The organism is Shewanella sp. SM68 (genome assembly GCF_025653925.1).
GTDB lineage: Bacteria > Pseudomonadota > Gammaproteobacteria > Enterobacterales > Shewanellaceae > Shewanella > Shewanella oncorhynchi.
Window position 1 is genome coordinate 107,081 of the sequence record NZ_JAKKRU010000014.1, and the last position, 15,055, is coordinate 122,135.

General features: G+C 45.5%; 16 protein-coding genes. 4 read left to right on the top strand and 12 right to left on the bottom strand.

The annotated features are described in order from the left end of the window. Positions 1–208: 208 nt before the first annotated feature. Complete coding sequence (locus L5M40_RS19435; protein WP_014610083.1) at positions 209–481, bottom strand: hypothetical protein; 273 nt, start codon at positions 479–481, stop codon at positions 209–211. A 689-nt stretch (positions 482–1,170) separates the two neighbouring features. Here L5M40_RS19435 and L5M40_RS19440 point away from each other — a divergent pair. Continuing rightward, the gene (locus L5M40_RS19440) at positions 1,171–2,994 is read left to right on the top strand and encodes a glycerophosphodiester phosphodiesterase (protein ID WP_263257094.1); all 1,824 of its coding nucleotides are present in this window, start codon (positions 1,171–1,173) and stop codon (positions 2,992–2,994) included. Between the two features lie 7 nt (positions 2,995–3,001). Here L5M40_RS19440 and L5M40_RS19445 read toward each other — a convergent pair whose 3' ends face one another. Continuing rightward, positions 3,002–3,433, bottom strand: a complete 432-nt coding sequence (locus L5M40_RS19445; protein WP_263237116.1) for a hypothetical protein — start codon at positions 3,431–3,433, stop codon at positions 3,002–3,004. A 381-nt stretch (positions 3,434–3,814) separates the two neighbouring features. Between L5M40_RS19445 and mtnC the strand changes: the two genes are divergently transcribed. Beyond that, complete coding sequence (mtnC, locus tag L5M40_RS19450) at positions 3,815–4,495, top strand: acireductone synthase (protein ID WP_105253037.1); 681 nt, start codon at positions 3,815–3,817, stop codon at positions 4,493–4,495. 114 nt (positions 4,496–4,609) lie between these two features. Here mtnC and L5M40_RS19455 read toward each other — a convergent pair whose 3' ends face one another. From L5M40_RS19455 to L5M40_RS19480, 6 genes are all read right to left on the bottom strand, one after another. Beyond that, positions 4,610–5,701, bottom strand: coding sequence for a hypothetical protein (locus L5M40_RS19455; RefSeq protein WP_263257095.1), 1,092 nt, complete (start codon positions 5,699–5,701; stop codon positions 4,610–4,612). A gap of 269 nt (positions 5,702–5,970) precedes the next feature. After that, positions 5,971–6,357 (bottom strand): carboxymuconolactone decarboxylase family protein, encoded by a 387-nt coding sequence (locus tag L5M40_RS19460; protein WP_263257096.1) that lies wholly within the window; start codon positions 6,355–6,357, stop codon positions 5,971–5,973. Positions 6,358–6,573: 216 nt separating this feature from the next. After that, on the bottom strand, positions 6,574–6,924 hold the full coding sequence (locus tag L5M40_RS19465; protein WP_105250933.1) for a MerR family transcriptional regulator: 351 nt from the start codon (positions 6,922–6,924) through the stop codon (positions 6,574–6,576). A gap of 3 nt (positions 6,925–6,927) precedes the next feature. Continuing rightward, positions 6,928–7,323 (bottom strand): GFA family protein, encoded by a 396-nt coding sequence (locus tag L5M40_RS19470; protein WP_105250932.1) that lies wholly within the window; start codon positions 7,321–7,323, stop codon positions 6,928–6,930. A gap of 25 nt (positions 7,324–7,348) precedes the next feature. Continuing rightward, the gene (locus tag L5M40_RS19475) at positions 7,349–7,927 is read right to left on the bottom strand and encodes an NAD(P)H-dependent oxidoreductase (RefSeq protein WP_263142259.1); all 579 of its coding nucleotides are present in this window, start codon (positions 7,925–7,927) and stop codon (positions 7,349–7,351) included. A gap of 67 nt (positions 7,928–7,994) precedes the next feature. Then, on the bottom strand, positions 7,995–8,354 hold the full coding sequence (locus L5M40_RS19480) for a MerR family transcriptional regulator (RefSeq protein WP_105250930.1): 360 nt from the start codon (positions 8,352–8,354) through the stop codon (positions 7,995–7,997). Between the two features lie 194 nt (positions 8,355–8,548). Between L5M40_RS19480 and L5M40_RS19485 the strand changes: the two genes are divergently transcribed. Together L5M40_RS19485 and L5M40_RS19490 are read left to right on the top strand one after the other, a co-directional pair. Beyond that, on the top strand, positions 8,549–8,977 hold the full coding sequence (locus tag L5M40_RS19485; protein ID WP_105253036.1) for an acyl-CoA thioesterase: 429 nt from the start codon (positions 8,549–8,551) through the stop codon (positions 8,975–8,977). A 61-nt stretch (positions 8,978–9,038) separates the two neighbouring features. Then, positions 9,039–9,302 carry a GNAT family N-acetyltransferase gene (locus L5M40_RS19490; protein ID WP_131524569.1) on the top strand — a complete coding sequence of 88 codons (264 nt, stop codon included), beginning with the start codon at positions 9,039–9,041 and terminating at the stop codon, positions 9,300–9,302. 21 nt (positions 9,303–9,323) lie between these two features. On the opposite strand, the gene L5M40_RS19495 is transcribed toward L5M40_RS19490, so the two are convergent. From L5M40_RS19495 to L5M40_RS19510, 4 genes are all read right to left on the bottom strand, one after another. Next, on the bottom strand, positions 9,324–9,872 hold the full coding sequence (locus L5M40_RS19495; protein ID WP_105250927.1) for an HPP family protein: 549 nt from the start codon (positions 9,870–9,872) through the stop codon (positions 9,324–9,326). Positions 9,873–9,995: 123 nt separating this feature from the next. Beyond that, positions 9,996–10,406, bottom strand: coding sequence for an acyl-CoA thioesterase (locus L5M40_RS19500; protein WP_173497266.1), 411 nt, complete (start codon positions 10,404–10,406; stop codon positions 9,996–9,998). 125 nt (positions 10,407–10,531) lie between these two features. Further along, positions 10,532–12,988 (bottom strand): toxin-antitoxin system YwqK family antitoxin, encoded by a 2,457-nt coding sequence (locus tag L5M40_RS19505; RefSeq protein WP_263175901.1) that lies wholly within the window; start codon positions 12,986–12,988, stop codon positions 10,532–10,534. Positions 12,989–13,130: 142 nt separating this feature from the next. Then, positions 13,131–14,939, bottom strand: coding sequence for an AMP-dependent synthetase/ligase (locus tag L5M40_RS19510; protein ID WP_168826858.1), 1,809 nt, complete (start codon positions 14,937–14,939; stop codon positions 13,131–13,133). Positions 14,940–15,055: the final 116 nt, after the last annotated feature.

A 15,055-nucleotide genomic window follows, 5' to 3' on the forward strand; every position in this document is an offset into this window, starting at 1 on the left:
GTTACAGGAAACTGCGCCGCCATCACAAACTCGTTATGTTGATAATGTGGTGTCATCAAGATGGCTTGAATCAGTTCTTAAGGAATTTGATTCATTTTAGGGTAAAAAAAATGCCCTCCAATACCCGATAACAGGGCTTAAGGGCATGTTTTGGCGATGTGATGAATCAGTCTGGGGTAGAGTGATTCACTGACATGAACCAGAAAACTTAGTGAATCAATCCGCCAGCTCTTGCGATCCCTACAATACCAATCAAAATCCAAAAACCATTGAGTAACGTGTAAGCGGCATCTTTGCGTAAAGCGGCACACCATGTTAGCAAAACAGCATCTATCGTGTTGAAAATCCATACAAACATAAAAGGACTTTCAGGGCCAAGCCAACTGACAAGTGAGAAACTAAATATGCGCATTAGAACACCAACCATTTCAAAGGTCCGCATGTTTGCGTTCAAAAATGCATTAAATTTTTTATAAGACAATTTATTACTACTCTTTTATTTATAAGCAAATTCTTATCATGTAGAACTACATAAAAGAACGACTGTTACCAACGCAATCCCTTTGACACGGGTAAATTGCGTGAAATTTTAGTATGTAAACCAGACGAGGTAAATCTGATTCACGGATTTTAACGAGGCAAACATGTATACGCAGGTCTTACCTAGATTAATCACCAAGTTTACATCTCAATATTTTGATTTTTATCCACAAAAAAATCAAAATATTGAATAAGCAACAAAACATAGACAGGCTTAATCTGCGATATTGTGCACTTCTGGGATAAGTAATTTATTTATAAAGTCGACTCACTAAAACATATTAAATATCAAAAATAAGAATAGAAGGTATCACCATCAGCACACTCACAGCCGAATATACTCAACCCAATGTTTAAAATAGAGAAAGATTGCGATACCAATAAACTTGGCGACGATACTAAATCGAGTGAACCAACTTAACGAGCTATCTATTATTACACTTTGAAGAAAGCTCAATGACAAACGACCCGACATAGGCGCAGCTCGGAAACTTGAAATAATCAGTGTATTTATTGCGTTATGGATAATAACAACTGACTCACCAGCTCAAAACATTACACGAATGACTAACCGTCAACCTGAAACGCTGCTAAATTACAGTCCTAAACTCGCACGATTAAGGAAGCTGCATGCTCAATCCTGGACACAGTTACTGGCATGACACGCTTAAAGCCATTCGTCGCTGCGGTAGAAAACTCATTGAATTTGAACTGTTATTCACCTTAGTGTCGGCGGGTATTATCGTCCCGTCTTTTGGCTGGCTACTGCGCCATCTGATTGCCCAAACGGGCAATGTCACCATAACCAATTATGACTTAATCGCTTTCGCCATGTCTCCCTATGGCTTGCTGTTTATGGTCATTACTCTATTCAGCAGCTTTACCGTGTTTTTTACCCAACGTGCTGGAGTCACGATTCTCGCAGCATCTGGCTTATACGATATTCCCATTGGCCCAGTGCGGGCGCTGATTTTCGCGACTGCGCGCTTACCCGTATTTATTCGCCTTGGTAGCATTTATGCGGCTTGCTTATTGCTGCTCAGCGTACCTTTTATCGGGTTAGGATATCTGATTTTCAGCGTGTTTCTACAGGGACACGACATCAATTACTACTTGTATTTCAAGCCTATAGACTGGTATCTCGCCTTAACGAGTATGGCGTTCTTAGCGATAATCTATGTCCTTGTTGCCTTATATCTGTGGGCCAAAGCGGCCTTTTCACTGACGATTATTGTGAGTGAAACGACCGATGCTTTGACGGCACTCAAACGCAGTTGGCAATTAAGCGCAGGCAATGAACGCCCGATTATGTGGCACGCTGCGGGTTGGTGGTTGAGGATAGGTGCTTTGGTGTATCCCTTAATACTGCTGATCTCCTGGGGAGCCGATACTTTACTCGATAGGGTTACGCTGACACTTTCGGCAGAATTAGCCATATTGGCCCTCGTTTCTGCACTGATTTTTATGCTCAGTGCAGCATGGTCCTTACTCGGAATGTTTGGCGAAGCTTTTATCATATTGCTGTTATACCGCCAACTGGGAGAAAAACCCGCAGGGTTAGAACGCCTTGGGCGACAAACGGTAAAAAGAACGTCTGAACTGTCGATTTATACGATAAGCGGGGTGTTGATCGGCACTTTTTTAATCATGTTGGGGTTAGGGGTATATGCCCTCAATAGTGAACCACAAAGGGATGACATCCTGATTACTGCCCACCGTGCTGGCGCTGCTAGGGCACCAGAAAATACCCTTGCGGCTTTGCGTTTAGCGATTGCAGAAAAGGCGGATTATGCCGAAATCGATGTGCAAACGGCATCCGATGGCACCTTAATGGTATTGCACGATGCTGATTTAATGCGCATAGCGGGCGATTCTAGGCGAGTTGCCAACCTCAGTGCGAGTGAAATACAACAACTCGATGCGGGGAGTTGGCACTGTGCCGCCTTTGCAGGTGAATCCGTACCAACACTACTAGAGATGCTTAATGAGGCACGCAACAAAATCGGTTTGAACATTGAGCTTAAATATAATCAAGCCGATCCCAGCTTGGCACAGGCCGTTGTCGCCTTATTGCAACAAGAGAAAATGACACAACAAGTCGTCATTACATCACTCGAAGCAAGAGCCATTGAAGAAGTGCAACGACTCGACCCTTCCATTCACACAGGCCTTATCGTAACTCAATCCATTGGCGATCCCATTAAGGCGAATACACAATTCTTAGCGGTCAATCAATCGATTACTAACGAAAAATTTATCGCCCGTGCACACAAAGGAGGTAAGCAAGTGCATGTATGGACAGTAAATAATCCGCGGCAAATGCTGCGCATGTTGGCGCTGGGAGCCGATGTGCTCATTACCGACTATCCGCAGGAAGCCGTGGAAATCCGAGAACAGTGGCTCGCGTTATCCCCTGTTGAACAAACGGCGCTGCGCCTACGCTATGTTCTGTAAATTCTGCTTATTTACTCAACCTCGCCTCGAAGCGCTTAGCTCTGCGTTGAAGCAACCAAAAGAGGCTTAACACCCCAAATGAAGCGGCTAAAGTGGTCAACGTTAGAGCAAAACCTTTGAATGAAAACAGGTTTAAAGTAAAACCATCTAACACCAGTACCGCCAAGCCAAGGGGCATTTGGATAAGCACAGCGGTAAACCAATCGAAGGGAAGTTTAGGAAAGATCCTGTGGTAAGCATAAAGCACTAAACCTGCAAGCAATATCAGCAAACTCGCATCGTGAGCCGCCAACAAAAGATACTCCACACTGTTATGCGAGATGTGAGGCACCGTACTCAACATGTCCAACATATAACCCGCGCTGGCGACCAATGAGAAGCTGATAAAACTCAATAAGGCTAATAGGATACCAAAGCCAAGTGCGGGTAAATATTTCATGTAAGGTCTCTCTATTCGCAGGTGAAATATGCTGTCTCGTCTCCCGAAAACCACAGCATGCAAGGTATAAAGGAGTAAAGAGACATTAACTACAATAGCAGCCTAAATTTCCCTTAGCTATTAAGACCATAGTCTTATGTCTACCACAAACTTGTGCGCAATAAACGAGATGAAATCCAGTATCAAGTTAGTGTTTTCTCGGATAATCAGTGGATAAGCTTTTAAAATTACTAGATTAATCAAATTTCAATCTTATCGCTTAGTGATATCACCCACAATTTGCCCATGTGTTTGGGTGAAATAGACTAGCCAATTTCACCAATAACGCTTAGGATCGGAGTTGCATTTTTTAGCCAACATATTGTGGAGTATCAAAACATTATGGGTATCAGAGCCATAGTCGTAGACACAGCAGGCACCACGACAGACCTAAACTTTATCCAAGATGTACTATTCCCCTATTCTGTCAAAGCCTTGCCAGACTTTTTAGAACAGAACCAACACAATGTATTGGTTGAAAACTGTATTTGTGACACTAAAGATATCGCCCTAGAGCCCGAGGCTGACTTAGCGCGTGTAACTGAGATACTGCAACAGTGGGTCAACGAAGACCGTAAAGCTACGCCACTTAAAACCTTACAAGGGTTAATTTGGAAGCAAGGCTATGCCCATGGCGAATTTAAGGGCCATATCTTCCCGGACTTTATTGAAGCGGTGAAACGTTTTAGCGCACAAAATCTGCGTATTTACAGCTTTTCATCCGGCTCTGTCGACGCGCAAAAACTGTTGTTCGGCCACAGTGACGGCGGCGATTTAACTGAAATGTTTAACGGCCATTTCGACACCCGCACGGGCAACAAATTAGATAAGCAGGCTTACTGCAATATCCTCAACACTATCAGTTTAAGCCCCAAACAAGTGCTGTTTGTGTCTGATGTTATTGAAGAATTAAAGGCTGCCGACGCTGCGGGCATGATGACCTGCCAAATGGTTCGCGACAGCAAGCAACGCACTGGCGAGTTCCGCAAAATCAGCAGCTTCGATGAGCTGCTGATTGAATAATGCGATTATTGAATAACGTGATGGTTGAATAACACGATAGTCGACTCAGTCAGCTCAAGCTGATTTAGCCGATAAAACTAAAGCGACCTTGTGGTCGCTTTTTTATTAATTGACTCAATTACCCTTCACCGCCAGCGGAAACGCGGCCGAGATACATTTTTCCACCTCAAAACGATAACCATAATCCGCATTCTTATCGGGTGTGATCAACAAAATCTCGTAATCATTTAATTCAATCACATTCGACTCGGCAGGCTTTTTACAACGCGAGCGGCCATTGGCTTCAAGTGAAAATGCGAACGTAGCTAGCCATTGCCGCACTAAGTACTGATATTGAGTTCGCACCGAGGCGTAGGCCTTTTTGCGCTCTTCCTCTTCTTGCTCGCCGTCATCATTACTATTCTCAGCCTTGCTCGATTTATCACTTTCAGAATCAAGAGCAGTTTGAGTTAGCTCTACAATCGGTACCGTCAGCACATCGGTCGCATCCGGCAACCGTCCCGATTTAGGCTCGCGAGGCGCATGCTTAGAGGCTTCTTGGGGAGAGGTAATAAAGTTGCCAAACGAAGTTTCAATGCGCGTCTCTAAATCAATTAACAGGCTCAAGTGATACAAAACCACAGTCGCTAGCACGATACGGATCAAAAAAGTCGTTTTACGGAATGAAGTATGCGAGGTAAGCCGTAACGACTTGACACCCAAAGGTTTAAGCAAAAAAATTAATATTAAATAGATAGGAATAATCAACTGCAATGCCAGCAGCACGATCGCGCTCACCATCAAAAACCAAGCGGGCATATAGAGTAAAATCGCTAAGTTATGGGTGTAATTGAGATCGCTTGCTGAGACCCCAACCACTTCGTTAACTATCGCGCCAGACCAGCCCAAAGCAAAGTTGGCAATCATCGCATAAAACAGCAACAACACAGCTTTGCCCGCCAAACTGTGCCAAACCCGCTCGAACACAGGCCAAAACTCGATAGCCATAGCGATTACGGCAATCACAGCGACCAACCCCATTAACTCACTACTAAAAGCCAATATCAAAGCAATAAGATACAGCTTTTGCGCAAAGGATAACTTAGCCACCCCTAGGATAAGACAGCGCCAGAACTTGCCCAAACCTAAACGGATTTCACTCAGTGATGGTAAACTGAGCTTTCGCAAGTATTGGCGAGTCGCCCCAATGTAACCGATTAAATTCATTATTATTTTACATTCCATTGAAATAGTAAGACGGGCAACATTTGCCACTGTAATGTGCCAAGCACAGTGATGGCAACTGTGCCACTCAATCTCGGTACATTGGTCACTTTGGCTATCTCTAGCCAAAGTCGAATGTTCTGTTTAGAGTCGAATGAAAGCTCTGCAACACCCCATCGCCCGTTTAAATCCAACTAAAATGAACTTGAGAGAGGAAATTAAAGCGGCCTTATGGTCACTTTTGCAAATCGATAAACCTGACTCAGGACTAACTAAACGACGCTTAACTCCCGCTCAGAAAATACGGTTTTAGCGACAAACATGCCATTAAGTGCAGCAGGAAAGCCAGCATAAACCGACATTTGCAATATCACCTCAACAATTTCCAGCGGCGTACAACCAACATTCAATGCGCCATTAATATGTACGTTTAACTGTGGCTGGCAATGCCCTAGCGCCGTGAGTGCGGCAACTGTCACTAGCTCCCGCGTCTTAAGGTCGAGCCCTTCACGCTGATAAATATCCCCAAAAGGATATTCAATAATGTACTTGCCTAAGTCAGGGCAAATATCGGCAAGACTGCGGATGACTTTCTCCCCCGCCTCACCGTCGATTTCAGTCAGTTTAGCGAGGCCCTGCACATATCTTTGATCACTCATTTTTAGCTCCAGTTGGATTAAATCACAGCAAGCAGCCTAAACCTTAGAGTTAACTCTAAGTCAATGGTTCATTGATGCATGACACAGGCAATGCGGATCAGTAAAACTAACCCTCTACTTAACTCACCGACTAGAGGCACAAGCAAGCAAATAGAAAAGTAAATACTATTAGCTTTTTAGCATTTAACCACAAATGTTAGCGACTGAGCTTAGCCACTAAAAATGAGTTTGGTAATAGTGAATTTTTTGCTTAAGGGCAGCCAAATGCTCCTGCTCTTGGCGAATACGCTCAGCCAATTGTGTTGCATGTTGCTCGAGCAACTGCTGTCGCTGGCCAGCGGTTGCATCGCCTTGAACACGCAACTCGGCATAGGTCAATATCTGCTTTAACGGCATGCCCGTTTCTTTTAAGCGATTGATAAACCCAATCCATTCCGCTTCTTTCGCCGCATAATCACGATGCCCGCTGCCATTTCGAACGACAGACTGCAGTAGGCCAATTTTCTCGTAATATCTGAGCGTATGCGCCGACAGTCCTGTGAGTACAGCAAACTGACCTATATTCATAATCTAACGATCCGCAGGATGGTTAACGCCATCATTCGTGGGCACATTTTCGAGATCGAATGGGTTAACCCCTTCGAGGCAACCAATGTTGTAACCATACTCATGGGGATTGGAACGTCGCTGGTGATGGGTGTAAATACCGCAGATAGAGCAGAAGTAGTGTTTGGCAGTTTTGGTATTGAACTCATAGAGTTTCAGCGCATCCTCACCCTTGAGGATCTTAATCCCCGCCAGCGGCACAGAGCCAACCATTGCGCCCTTACGGCGACAGATAGAGCAATCGCAACGGCGTGGATTTTCGATGCCATTAGGCAATGACAACTCCAATACCACGGCACCACAATGGCAGGACGCTCTGTGTTTTGGCTGAATAAGAGTATTGCCCACTTGTTTAATCACAGCCCACTCCTTGTTTCGCTAGATTCTATAAACCTAAATTCCCCAGCCGCTGCACCAACGCTCGCCATTGTTGCAATTGCGGCTCCTTAGCACTCATCACTGGCCCCAACATATTGGACTTAGCCCGCTTAAAACCACTAAAAACTAAAGTGGCGGTATCAAGCTGTTTGAGTGCGGGAGCGCCTTGAAACCACTTGTAATACCAAGGCGGCGTGTCCATAGTCATGATAATTCGCGAGGTTTTATGGCGCAGCAACTTAGCGGGTATCAATTTACCTTTCTCATATTTAAATGCAAACCCAGATAAAAATGTCCTATCGATTAAGCCTTTAAACTTAGCAGGAATACCGCCCCACCAAATCGGGGTGACAATCACCACATGCTCCGCCCACTGGATATTCGCTTGAAACGTCTGCAAATCGGCTTCGAGTGGCTGAGGTTGACGATAACCATAGCTCAGATTCGGGTCAAAATTCAGCTCAGCTAGTTTGACGATTCTCACTGAGTGTTTATCTGCCGCCGCTTGGGCATAGGTTTCAGCCAGATGCTCACAAAAACTCTGCGCCTTAGGATTACCACAGATCACTAAAATCTTTTTTGCCACGATGAAACTCCATAACAGTCAATGTGACAAATAGCATAAACTCTGCCCCTAAGGGGAGAGTCAAGACCTAAGGTAACAGCTGCGACTCACAGGAGGTGAGCCCATCAATACAGGCATCTAACTGAGTGACTTTATGTTCTAACTCACTTATCTGGCGTAAAAAATCCGCTTTTATACCCAACAAAAAAGCCTGCACTGTGGCTAACTGAGCATGCTTATCGCCTTGTTCGAGTAAATCTTTTAGTTGAACAAGCTTAATACCGAGGGCTTTGGCCTCTTTGATCAGCAACAACAGCCTAATATCCGCCGCACTATAAATACGATAACGCCCCTGACGTGCGGGAGTGTCGATGAGCCCCCACTCCTCATACAAGCGAATCGCTTTTATCGACAGCCCTGTTTGCTTTGCCGCTTGTCCAATATACATAGTTCAACCTAACCCGTTAAAGACATTACTCATATCTACATTGCTTGCCATTATCAGCCACAGTATCAGCTTAGGCCAAGACTTGTCGCAGCAATCTTATGCTGCTAGTCTGGCCGCTTAAACGAGCGTTTTAACTTGGGATTTTTATCATGGGATTTAAACAACAGTTGCAAGAAGGTGTACAAGAACAGGCAATGGAAAAGTTTCTCGCACAGCACCCTATCGTTACCCAAATCCCCGTTGCTTGGGGCGAAATGGATGCCTTGCAGCATGTTAATAATGTGGTGTATTTCCGCTATTTTGAAACGGCACGTATCGACTTTTTCAATCGTCTCTTCCCGCTAGATACCCTGTATAAATCAGGTATTGGCCCCGTAATCAGCGAAAATCAGGCTCGCTATAAACGCCCAGTGACTTTCCCCGATACTTTATTGGTGAGTGTCAGTATTAGCGATATTCACAGCGATAGATTTACCATGCATTATCAGGCTTTTAGTAAACAGCAGCAGGCAGTAACCACCTTAGGCACTTCAGTCGCCGTAATGTTTAACTTTAAAACGGGCAAAAAAGCCGAGTTACCGGCAGAACTGCTGGCGATTCTCAAACAGCACGAAGTCGCTTAAGCTATTCAAATCGATAACGAATTGCCATCACACTTTAGGCCATACCTTGAGGGAAGCATGTATGTCAGATAACGAAAATATCGAGATAGCCATTGAACATCAACAGGATAGACAGCGTTTTATTATACCTGTCGACGGCTATGAAGCCGTGTTGGAATACCGATTATCAGGCAAGGATATCGATTTTAGCCGCACCTTTGTCCCCAACGAACTGCGCGGTAAAGGCCTTGCCGAACGCTTAGTGCGCCACGGCTTAAAGTGGGCTAAAGGCCAAGACTTTACTATCCAAGCCAGCTGCTGGTATGTGCAGAAGTTTTTGAAATAAGCAGATTTAAGAACGAGTTCGCTAAATCCAATAAACAGGGTAATGGCGCTTGGGATCGGTGGAAAGGTTATTGACCACCAGCGCGACCAGTAAGAGTAATACTGAGCCGAGGAACACTGGCATTAACGCGTAAAGAAAGCCGAGTTGATGCACGTTTTCACCGCCAATCACGGCAATCAATGCCGTTGCGCCGCCCGGAGGATGAAGAGTCCGAGTCAGGTACATGAATGCGATAGACAGGGATACCGCTAAGGCGCTGGCCAGCACCACATAATCGCCACACACTTGGTACACTGCGACCCCAATTAAGGCCGATAACACACTGCCACCAATCAAGTTACGCGGCTGAGAAAACTCCGCTAGCGGTGCACCGTAGACCAGCACAGCCGACGCACCAAACGAGCCAATGACAAACATAGTGTCGACGAGGTTTTCACTCATATAATTTGCGAGACTCGCGACCAAGTAAATGCCACAGAAAGCCCCAATCCATGACCACACAATCTTTTTAAGTGGCTGTCTTGGTGGACAAATGTCCTTCGATCGCATGCGGGTAAAATAGAATCTCATGGTTAATCCGAACCGATAAAAATTAAGCGATACAGACAAGTGATCTGCATCACAGTTAGCGGGTCGACAAATTAACCCTTCAGCAGCGCAATTGCAATTACGCTGACCGAAAGAGTAAGCAGACTAAGCGCTTTCACCACTCAGATTAGCGAGCATTTCGCGGATATCTTCAGGAATCGGGCGGCTTTTTTCACTGCTGTAATCGTAATGTACGAGTGTGGTTTTTACTTCGGCGGTCTTGTTGCCCGCTTGCCAACAGGTTTGGGTCAGCTCGAAGCTGCTATTACCGATACGGCTGACATAGGTTTTTACTGTGACACTCTTGCCATAGTAAGTCGGCGCGATAAATGCCACGGTAAACCCCGCGACGATTAAGTTCCACTGATGCAAATCTAACTCGGGATTAAAAATCTCAAAGATTGGCGTGCGCGCCGCTTCGCACCATACGGGGATCACAGTGTTGTTGATATGACCTAGGCCGTCGGTTTCAGTAAATCTTGGATTGATTTCGAGACTGTATTCTGTGGCTGACATGCAAACTTCCTTTTTATTATTTTATGAATGGAAGAGCGTGGTGATTAACGTAATTAAACCAACCACCAAACTCATCCATTATCCTAAGCCAAACAGGTTCTAGCCACTAGCCCAAACCTAGCATTTTAAAACTGACAACTCGCCGTTTCTGGGGTTTGCTTGCCGTTAGCATCGTACTTTTTAAGGCATCCAGCCTTACCCATATCATACATTTTCTCGTATTCTAACTTGCCATTTTTATAAGACTTATACACCCCATGAGTTTTTGGGTTCTCTAAGTGATAAATCTTACGGCCCTTAGTGATATGTGAGTAATCGGCAAAACCCGGCTCTTCGGAATAGATAACACCGTTAATGTAGCGCTTGTGGATCACATGCTGTTCATCGATACGCAGCATTTCATTCGCTATCTTGCCATTCATGTCGTAACACACTTTATCCACGGCATAATTGCTATCGAGGTCTTCAATACAACTCACGGCACCATTATCAAAGTACTCGCGCTGTATACCGCAGCGCGCAATGGCGTTATCCCAGAAATAAGGTTCACCGTTCCAGGTTTCGCCTTCTTGCTGGCAGTAGTTCCACAGGCTTCTTAATTGCCCATTAGGATAGAAACTGTAATGGGGGCCAGAGACACGGTTATTCACTTGGTGACCATATCGGGAGAGTGAGTAACCACCATCAGTGGAATAACTGATACTTGGGCCGTATTCCTTACCCGCTTTGTACGTTTTTAAATTTAATAAACGGCCATTGGAATCAAACTGATATTCTTTATCTACAGCGCCATTGGTGTAATAAGCCAATTTATACAAGGAGCCGCTGCTATGATATTCGCGCTGCTCACCGTGTTTTATCGATGAAATTTCTTCATTTTTACCATTAATCACCCCTTCACAATCATCTGAGTAGGGATTCTCACGCATAATACATTCATCGTGCGAAGGCTTAAGCGTCACCGCTTCATTGAATTTATAACTCGTTAGTTCAGTCAGCTCACCGTTCTGGGGATTAAAGCGCATTTGCTGACCATCCAACTCTCCTTGGCGGTAGTTAGCGATATCCACCACGACATTCGGACTTGAATACCAAATACTCTGACCATTAAGGCGACCCTGCTCATAATGACGGGTATTAAACATCAGATTATTTTTGTCGAATGATTTAGACTCTCCTTGACGTAAGCCATTGACATAGTTCACTTCGGTACGAGTCCCATCTTCGGCTTTAAATGCCCAAAGGCCAGTGCGTTTTCCTGCAAGATAGGCGCCTTCACCTACTTGATCACGGAAATGTCCGCTCGTCACTTTATCGACCCAAGCGCCTTGCTTCACACCCTTTTGATATTGGCCTTTGCTGCCATCAGCCTCAAGCCACTCGCCATCTTTTACGCCATTAAGATAAATACCTTTTGCCACTAATCGCTTATCGCCTTCTGCACTGGAGTCATAATCGGGCTCATAGACTTCGTAGGGGCCGTCGAGCACATCCTGATTGTAATGGGCAAAACCAAAGTTATCGGCCTCATCGAACATCGACTGTGCAATCCATTTACCTTGCTTTTTACCGTCAAGATATTCGCCTTCCCAATAAATGGCTTGGTTCTCTGTCTCCATCCACTTACCGACTTTTTTGCCCTGTTTGTAGTTACCAGAGTAAACCACACTACCATTGCGACCATCGTAGGCTGCATACGGGCCATCGAGCACACCTTGGGCATAATGACTTTCACTGGCAAGCCCTGCCCAAGTGCTCCCCATGCCCATACTCATAAAATCGTAGGATGGGCCTGTTTTAGGGATCACGGCACCACCACTTTTAAGCCAATCAAAGTCATCGGCCTCAAAGGCCACGCTCACCAATACAAAACTGCCGTCTTCTTCGCTATAACCACTGCGATCAAAGGTGGTCACTAAGCTATATTGGCGATCAATCCCTTGGGCATCTCTATCTTTGCGAGTGAGTGGATAACGTAATTTATATTCGACGGCGGTCTTCACATCGACGGGTGAACCTTCGGAATTACGATAACCCACTAAGGTCGGCTTGAGCTTAGTAGAACCATCGACAACCGCTTTAATAGCGGGATCTTCAATCGCGTCAACATCATAGGTCATACGGTATTGTTGCGGCGGAATTTGGCTTAGTACTTTACGAACGCTACCCACGGTAAACGAGGTTAAGGTTGGTGCCACTTCATCGAGCACAACCTGTAGACGGGGGAGTTTTGTAAGATCATCTCCTTCAAAACCATAGCCCCGTAAATGCTGACCATCGGCATCTTTCAGCATGACAACCACTTCTTTGGTGCCACCTTTATCAAAATCGAGGTAAAAAACCGCAACCACTTCAGCAGAACCATAATCATCAAGACGCACGCCGGGCGCATCGCCATAGAGCATTTCGCCCCACACTTTATGATCTTTTTGATAGAAATTGAGCCATTGCCCGTTAGGCAAGTCCACTGGGCCATGGACGATTTTGTCGTAATCCTCAGCGTCAGCTGCAGGAATGACAGTTAAAGAAGATAACAACACCGCACTCACTGCAGTGAATAAACTACGAATCGAAAGTTCCATTTAACTACACCTTTTATACCGACGCCTCGCGCCTCATGCGCACCAGTAAACGGGGCGAATTTTAAGCGAAGAAAAGCACTTCAGGAAGTAGTAGATAAAAAAAAGGCCGCTTCTGCGGCCTTTAGCAACAACAACTTAACAATTAGTTGTTGTACATAGCATTTATTTCATGGGCGTATTTATGGTAAATCATCTTGCGGCGCAGCTTGAGCGTTGGGGTGATTAAACCCGCTTCCATCGAAAACGCTTCAGGCAACAGAGTGAACTTTTTAATCTGTTCAAAACCGGCCAACTCATGCTGTAACTGCTTTAAGCGCTGTTCAAAATGTTCAACCACATGACTATGGCGCAGCAATTCTAAAGGTGACTCATACTTCAGCCCTTTGTCCTTCGCCCACGCTTCCAGTGACTCAAACGCTGGCACAATCAAGGCGGTCACATAATTACGCGCATCGGCAATAATCGCCACTTGCTCGATAAAAGGACAACAGCCCACGGCGCCTTCAACCCTTTGCGGCGCGATATATTTACCGTTGGAGGTCTTCATCAATTCTTTAATACGATCGGTAATAAATAAATTGCCGTTCGCATCGAAACGCCCTGCATCACCGGTTTTTAACCAACCATCTTCAAACGCAGCGGCGGTATCTTCAGGACGATTGTAATAGCCGCGCATCACAGTCGCGCCGCGGACTAAAATCTCATCGTCCTTACCTAGCTTAATTTCGGTTTCCAGCAAAGGTTGTCCATTGGAACCCGGCACTCGATTACCTAAGGTATTGCAGGTCACAGTCGCGTTAGTTTCTGTCATACCGTACCCACAAAGTACTGGAATATTAATCGCATGGAAGAAACTACCGACATTCACATCTAAGGCTGCGCCACCGCAAGGCATAAACTTCAAACGGCCACCAAGCACGGCTTGCAGCTTGCTATACACCAGCTTGTGCGCCAAACGCCATTGCAGCGACAACCACAATCCGCCCTTAGCACGACCTTGGCCAACTTCGAACTGATGTTGGCCGACGCGCATCGCCCAAGCAAACAACTTCTTACGACCGTCGGCTGATTTGGCGACTTTATCTTGTACGGCGCTATACACTTTTTCGAGGAAACGCGGCACCACACACAAGGTATGTGGACGCACGGCGCTAATCGCCTCTTTCACTCTTTGGGTATTTTGCAGATAGACGTTATGGCCGCCACGGCACAAGACGTAGAAACTCCAACTGCGCTCAAATACATGGCTCAATGGCAAAAATGCCAAAGACACATCGCCAGAATGGAAGGCCAGTTTTTGATCGTGCTGGCGTATGGTAGACGCCATATTACGGTAATCCAGCATCACGCCCTTAGGATCGCCCGTCGTGCCGGAGGTATAAATTAAGGTCAGTAAATCATCGAGATTTGCAGCTTGTAAACGCTGATTAAGCTCGGCTTCTTGCTCAATGTTTAACTGAGTGTCACCCGCCAGTAGGGTATCTAGATGCCAATGCTGATTGGCATTATCGGCAGCGAGTGTCACGCTGGCATCGAATACAATCACATGCTCTAGGCTTGGGCATAAGGCTTGCAACTCACACGCCATGGCGTATTGCTTAGCATCGTCAACAAAAATCACTTTAGCGGTGGCGTCGTTTACGATAAAGCTCGCCTGTTCGACGGTACTGGTGGGATAAATTGGCACTACAACGGCACGAGTTTTGAGAGTGCCGACATCGGCACAAGTCCACTGCGGGCAGTTTTGCGCCAGAATAACGCAACGGTCTTGCACTTGTACGCCAAGTTCGATCAACACTTGTGCAATTTTACTGCTGATTTGGTCGAAGGCTTGCCAACTCACCTGATACCAAGGAGCGGCCATTTCAAAACCTTCCAGCGCTACTGCGTCTTTTAAAGACTCGCTTTGCTGCTGTAGTAGTCGAATAACATGATATTGATCGAGAGACATAAGAGACTCACCTTTTTAGCTTACAAGTGTACCGCTTTTGCAGCATTCTACCTGAAGGCCAAATAAAAACTAAGAGTTTTTGCTCTAATGTTGTGCAAATGTCGCCCAAATCACGC